We start from the raw sequence: 6,762 nt of genomic DNA, 5'->3' as shown, positions 1-6,762 counted from the left end.
CTTTTTTCCTTGAACCAATGAAACCTGCTATCCCACCAGCAATAGCAATTAAGACATCCCAAATCGTTGGAGAAGTTCGTGCAATCAACTCGCTACTTGCATAAGATAAGGGAGTAATCCAGAAATACAGAGTCGATACAAGTAAACTGACCAATACTTGAGTAAGTAAAACCTCTAGAGATTGCTTGATTAAACGAGTGTCAAAAATAGCTAAACCTAATCCTAGTCCAACAATCGGTGTCATAAGAGGGGAAATCAGCATGGCTCCAATAATGACAGCTGTTGAATTCACATTTAGGCCGATAGAGGCAATAAAAATCGCACACATCAAAATCGCTGTATCTCTCGATCTAACATGAAGATCATCGTATAATTTTTCACGGTATTCACGTGTTGAATAATTTCCGTTCATTGGTTACTCCTTTTATTTTATATAATCTTGTTTCTGCATGGATGATGGTAGAGAGACTTCTGTCCAATCTTACATATTTTTCTTCTCACCTGTTATTCTTTTGAAAATTATCTTTTAAGTATCCGTCAGTCCATCCTCCATATTATATCAAAAATTTTACAGTTTTTCTCTGAAGAAATCTCTCAATTGAATAGATAGATGAAGCAAGAAATTTTTGTTTCCTTATCCGAAGAAGGAAAAACGGCATCTCCTGAACCTTGATACTATGCGTTTTATTCTTTATAATTTAGCTATTTCAAAATTACAAGTTCTCCATTCTTAATTTCCCAAACTTGGTCAAACTTACTTAATAATTCGTTTTGGCGATGTAAAGTAACAATGACGGCACTTGGTAGTTCCAGAACTCTTTCCAATTCCATTTTAAACTGATTAGTATCCAAGGCAGAGAAAGGTTCGTCTAGGATAAGCAATGGATTTTTACGATTTTTCTCACGATTTAAATACATTCGTTGTTGCTGACCACCTGACAGGGATTGTGGTGGAATTTTTTCAAAATCTTCTTCTCTGAATTTTTCATTGAAACTATTGAATAGCGTTACATTATTTTCATAACTCGAAATAAATGTATGTTCTTGTTGCAGAATCATACCGAATCTTCCCCAAAGATGGTCCAAAACAAGCCCATCTAGCACAATTTGTCCTTCAAAATCTTCATCTGTTCCATTTAAAATGTTGAGAAGACTACTTTTTCCAGAACCATTCTTACCAATAAGCGCAATTTTATCCCCTTTTTGAATCGTAGCGGAAGTAATTATCAATTTTGATTCTCCCAGTTGTTTGGAAATGTTTTTCAAAGTAATCGTATCAAAAGAATGTTGAGGTGCTTGAACTGAAACGGGTCTCCCAACAATGTTTTGAAAACTCTTGATTACAGGCTTTACGGACTCTAACATTTGTAAATCATAAAGGATTTCCTGTATTGGTTCAGAAAAAGCATTAATATATCCGAAACTCGCCACCACCTCCGGAATACCGAGTTGCTGGTGAGATAGAGAGTAGGCTAAATAAATAAACAGAACAAGACTAATGAATTCAAAAGAAACACCTGTCAATAAGATGCCTGTAATTTTTGTCAAACCATACTTAAAATACTTATCCTGCAAATTCTTTAGAGAACTCTTTTGTTGATTCAAAAAATGCGACATAGTTAGTTTATTTACCAAATGATGTCCCATGAGCAAATCCTCCAAAGTTCGATAGTAATCTCCTTGTTTTTTCAAGTAAACCTGTCTACGATTAGCGGTCAACTTCCCAACGATTTTAGAAATTTGAATACTAATTCCAGTAGAAAAGATTAAAATCAGTGATACAATAGGATTAATTGTTCTGCTAATAATGAAAGCGTAAATGATGATACGTAAAATTTGTTTGATAAAACTCATCAATGGAGGAAGGTAATCCTTTTCCAACGAATCTAGGTCATTAGATTGATAGGAAATATACTCTGCTACTGTTTTCTGCTTGAAATCGTGGTGACTGAGTCCCAGAAGTGAACGAAACCACTCATTTTTCAAAGTAGTCGAAAAGATAATCCCCTGCTTCCAATCAAGTATCATTTGGATATAGTTACAACTCAAATAGCCTGCCACTGACATAGAGTAACCATATAGAGCTACTTGATAATCCCCTTTGATTAATGCCTGCGTGAAATACGGTAACAAAGCTGTGCAGATATTCGATACTACACCAAAAAGAAAATTAAAGAAGAGATACCATCTAATAGTTTTAAGATATGGTAGCATATACGATACTCCTTGCTAATGCGTTTTTTTACATATCGCAGAACAATCTCTACTATTCCCTATTTCAGATAGTGCGATACTCGGACATTGAGTGCAATAATTGTAAATCACACAAGTACTGCAGTTTTTACTATCATTCAAAATATAATTTGCTATTTTGTAAAATATAGGTCTATCCCATGTTTCTTTGATAGATGTAAAATGAATATTTCCAATACTTCTATTGAAAGTAAGCTTTTTCAGTTTTTCTAACGATTTAGGCTATTTCGTGACACACCCACAATCCGTGAAAATTCTGGTTATATCAGATTATGTGATTTTCGTAAGAATTTTATATTGTCTCCAATCATGGCAGTCTCCTTTTACTTGATAAAATTATTATAACATTTAGAAATTAAAAACTGGTTCAAAATCAATAGAATGTGTGTATTCGATACATTCAATAATTCTTTGGAAACAGTTCTACACCAGTTACACAAATCTATATACACCTATCTCATTCAAAATAAAAAGAAAGCTGCAGTTCTTTTAATCCTGTATCAACGATTCATTCTGAAATCGAATAGGAGACATTTCCCAAGTCTACAATTCACTTCATCTCAAATTAATTTTTGTAATTCACCCTTAGATTATAGATTTTATACTCAACAAAAGTATAAAGCATACAAAACTTCACTTTGAACCAGTATTTATACTATATTCCGTATTAAAAATTCTATTATTGGTTTTGTAAAAAACAGTCTTCAAATATCCTGAAATATAGCAAAAAGAGATTGGGTAAAAACTCATTGTCTCTTCTCACTCAAGGACTAAGTTCACTTGAGCAAATCTAATCCGTACTATCGTTCCTTTTCCAACCTCAGACTCGATACGAATCTGGTGCCCCAGTTCTTCAGAAATTTTCTTAGATAGGTAAAGTCCAAGTCCAGATGACTGCTGGGTTAGGCGTCCATTATATCCTGAGAAACCACGTTCAAAGACTCGGAGGACATCACTGTTTTTTATCCCGATTCCCGTATCCTTGATACAGAGTTCCTGGCCTTCCATATAAATCTCCAGACCACCTTCCTTGGTGTACTTGAGACTATTTGAGATAATTTGCTCAATAACCACTAGCAGCCACTTTTTATCCGTCACGATTTCTTTATCAAGATCATGTAGATTGACATTTAAGCCTTTTTGAATAAAGAAAAGAGCATATTTACGAATTATTTCCTTGACCAAATCCTCAATTTGAACCTGCTTTAAGACCAAATCATCATGAAAACTTTCTAAACGCAGGTACTGTAAGACTAGATTAGTATAGGAGTCGATTTTGAAAATTTCCTGTTCTAATTGCTGCTTCAGTTGGCGGTCGGCTACTTCTGCAACTAAGAGTTGACTAGCTGCAATGGGGGTCTTAATCTGATGAACCCACAAGGTATAGTAATCCAGCAAATCCGTCAATTTTCTTTCTGAATCTGACCTCTGCTGATAAAGTTCCATCTCACGCGCTTCTAATTTTTCTGCTAAAACTATTTCCAAAGGAGATTTGGCTTCCCTATCACCATAGAGAAGTTCCTGACGATAGACCTGCATCTCCGCCAATATATCCCAAGTGAAAAATAAGATGGTTACAAAGCAACATAGCAGGAAAAAGTAGAGAAAGTAAATTCCCAAACTGGCAAATAAAAACTGAAAGAGTAAGAGCAGAAACGTCAAAGAAATCAGATAGACAAACAGACGACTACGGGAACGCAGATAGGCTAGAAAAAATTGTTTCCAATCAAGCATGCTTTAATCCGTACCCTATCCCTTTCTTGGTCTCGATAAATCCTACCAAGCCCTGCTCTTCCAACTTTTTACGCAATCGAGCCACATTAACAGATAGGGTATTGTCATCAATGAAAAAGTCACTATTCCAAAGTTCCCGCATGAGGTCATCACGCGCTACAATATTTCCTGCGTGTTCAAATAAAACGCGTAAAATCTGAAACTCATTCTTGGTCAAATTCAAGACTTGCCCTTGATAATGTACATCCATTGATTTAGTATTGAGGATAACACCAGCATATTCCAGTAAACTCTCGTCACGCCCAAACTCATAGGAACGGCGCAACAAACCCTGAACCTTGGCTAAAAGAACCTGCTGATCAAACGGCTTGGTCACAAAGTCATCCGCCCCCATATTGATTGCCATAACGATATCCATAGCCTGGTCTCTCGAAGACAGAAACATGATAGGCACCTTGGAAATCTTGCGAATCTCCTGACACCAGTGATAGCCATTAAACAAAGGCAAGCCAATATCCATAAGGACCAGATGAGGTTCCGATTGGACAAAAAGGCTCAAAACTTCCATAAAGTCTTCTACCAGAACCACTTCAAATCCCCATTCAGAGAGCATTTTCCCGACCTGTTGACGAATAACCTGATCATCTTCTACTAATAAAATCTTGTGCATGCGCTCCTCCTTTTCTATTATTATAACAGATTTTTCAATGCTAGAAGATCTGAAACTGAATTTGAAGCAGCTTGTTTTTAGGCAACAAAATGAGGCAATCCTACTAGCTAATTTAAGGGAAATTTGATAAGATAAATAAAAAGAAAGGAGCTCTTATGGCCAATATTTTTGACTATCTGAAAGATGTCGCACACGATTCCTTTTACGACCTACCTTTGAATGAATTAGATGTTTTAGCCTTAACAGAAACCACCTACCTCTCCTTTGATAATCTGGTCTCCACAACTCCTCAGCGACTTTTAGACCTGGCACCTCAGGTTCCAAGAGAGCCTAACATGTTGACCAGCAAAAATCGCCTCCAGCTATTGGATGAATTAGCTCGACACAAACGCTTCAAAAATTGCAAACTCTCCCATTTTATCAATGACATCAATCCTGAATTGCAAAAACAATTTGCAGCTATGACCTACCACCTCAATCTCGATACCTATCTGATTGTCTTTCGTGGGACTGATGACAGTATCATTGGCTGGAAGGAAGATTTCCACCTGACTTATATGAAGGAAATTCCTGCTCAAAAGCATGCCCTCCGCTATTTAAAGAACTTTTTTGCCCACCATCCTAAGCAAAAGGTCATTCTGGCTGGACATTCCAAGGGAGGAAATTTAGCCATCTATGCTGCTAGTCAAATTGAGCAAAACTTGCAAGATCAGATCACAGCAGTTTATACCTTTGATGCGCCTGGTCTCCACACAGAATTGACACAAACCGAGGGCTATCAAAGGATAATGGATAAAACCAAGGTCTTCATTCCACAAGGTTCCATCATCGGTATGATGCTAGAAATCCCTAACCAGCAAATCATCGTGCACAGTACTGCCTTAGGTGGTATCGCCCAGCACGATACCTTTAGTTGGCAGATTGAAGACAAGCACTTCGTCCAACTAGATAAAACCAACAGTGATAGCCAACAAGTTGACACAACCATCAAGGAGTGGGTGGCCACAGTCTCTGACGAAGAACTCCAGCTCTACTTCGATCTCTTCTTTGGCACCATTCTTGATTCTGGTATTACATCTATCAATGACTTGTCTTCCTTAAAGGCTATCGAACACATTCGTCATCTCTTCGTCCAAGCTCAATCTCTCACTCCAGAAGAAAGGGAAACCATGGGACGCCTCACCCAGTTATTGATTGATACCCGTTACCAAGCATGGAAAAATAGATAATCCACATAAAAAACCCAACTAATCACTTGATTAGTTGGGTTTTCATTTATGAAATTGAATTCCTTTGTTTAATCTTTAATGATTAAAACATTAGTCTTCTTTTTTCTTGCGTGCCACAAGACCAAATCCGCTCAATACTCCAAGAAGTCCAAGAGCTGCTAGGCTTGAGTGATCTTCTGTACCAGTATTAGGCAATTCCTTAGCTGGTTTAGCTGGAGCTGGTTTTGATGGTTTCGCAGGTTCTGGTTTCACAGAAGGAATGATTTTTTCATAAACATGAACTGTGTCACCATTTGGAAGTTTCTTAGTCTCTACGAAGCGGTAGCCTGGAATATCTTTCTTAGGTTGCTTGCCATCTTCACTTGGATTACCTGGAATCTCGTTTCCTTCTTTATCCTTGAATGATGTCTTAACTTTTTCGTAGACGTGCTCGATGTCGCCATTTGGAAGTTTCTTAGTTTCTACGAAGCGGTAGCCTGGGATATTTTTCTTAGGTTGTTCACCGTCTTCTGTTGGATAGTTTGGAATTTCATTTCCATCTTTATCCTTGAATGATGTCTTAACTTTCTCATAAACGTGTTCTACATCGCCATTTGGAAGTTTCTTAGTCTCTACGAAGCGGTAGCCTGGAATATCTTTCTTAGGTTGTTCACCGTCTTCTGTTGGATAGTTTGGAATTTCTTTACCATCTTTATCCTTGTGACTTGTCTTAACTTTCTCATAAACGTGTTCTACATCGCCATTTGGAAGTTTCTTAGTCTCTACGAAGCGGTAACCTGGGATATCTTTCTTAGGTTGTTCGCCATCTTCACTTGGATTTCCTGGAATCTCATTTCCTTCTTTATCCTTGAATGATGTCTTAACTTTTTCGTAGAC

Annotated in this window: 6 protein-coding genes; 1 reads left to right on the top strand and 5 read right to left on the bottom strand. The window is 37.3% G+C overall.

All coding sequences use genetic code 11. The features are described from left to right. From N5909_RS03820 to N5909_RS03805, 4 genes are all read right to left on the bottom strand, one after another. Positions 1-412: DUF389 domain-containing protein (locus N5909_RS03820; protein ID WP_271630840.1), on the bottom strand; the 412-nt coding region annotated here is incomplete at its 3' end. Positions 413-702: 290 nt separating this feature from the next. Next, positions 703-2,214 (bottom strand): ABC transporter ATP-binding protein, encoded by a 1,512-nt coding sequence (locus N5909_RS03815; RefSeq protein ID WP_271630839.1) that lies wholly within the window; start codon positions 2,212-2,214, stop codon positions 703-705. A gap of 798 nt (positions 2,215-3,012) precedes the next feature. Then, the gene (locus N5909_RS03810; RefSeq protein ID WP_271630838.1) at positions 3,013-3,987 is read right to left on the bottom strand and encodes a sensor histidine kinase; all 975 of its coding nucleotides are present in this window, start codon (positions 3,985-3,987) and stop codon (positions 3,013-3,015) included. After that, a complete protein-coding gene (locus tag N5909_RS03805) occupies positions 3,980-4,657 on the bottom strand; it encodes a response regulator transcription factor (RefSeq protein WP_000548993.1) in 678 nt (225 codons plus the stop codon). Before N5909_RS03805 ends, N5909_RS03810 begins: the two co-directional genes overlap by 8 nt. Before the next feature lie 155 nt (positions 4,658-4,812). Between N5909_RS03805 and N5909_RS03800 the strand changes: the two genes are divergently transcribed. After that, on the top strand, positions 4,813-5,886 hold the full coding sequence (locus tag N5909_RS03800; RefSeq protein WP_271630837.1) for a DUF2974 domain-containing protein: 1,074 nt from the start codon (positions 4,813-4,815) through the stop codon (positions 5,884-5,886). Positions 5,887-5,976: 90 nt separating this feature from the next. Here N5909_RS03800 and N5909_RS03795 read toward each other — a convergent pair. Further along, positions 5,977-6,762, bottom strand: a 786-nt coding sequence (locus N5909_RS03795) for a MucBP domain-containing protein (RefSeq protein ID WP_271630836.1), incomplete at its 5' end; no start/stop codon positions are given.

Origin of the sequence: Streptococcus gwangjuensis (assembly GCF_028156745.1) — a bacterium.
GTDB classification, from domain to species: Bacteria; Bacillota; Bacilli; order Lactobacillales; family Streptococcaceae; genus Streptococcus; species Streptococcus gwangjuense_A.
This window is presented reverse-complemented; position numbering and strand designations above follow the sequence as displayed.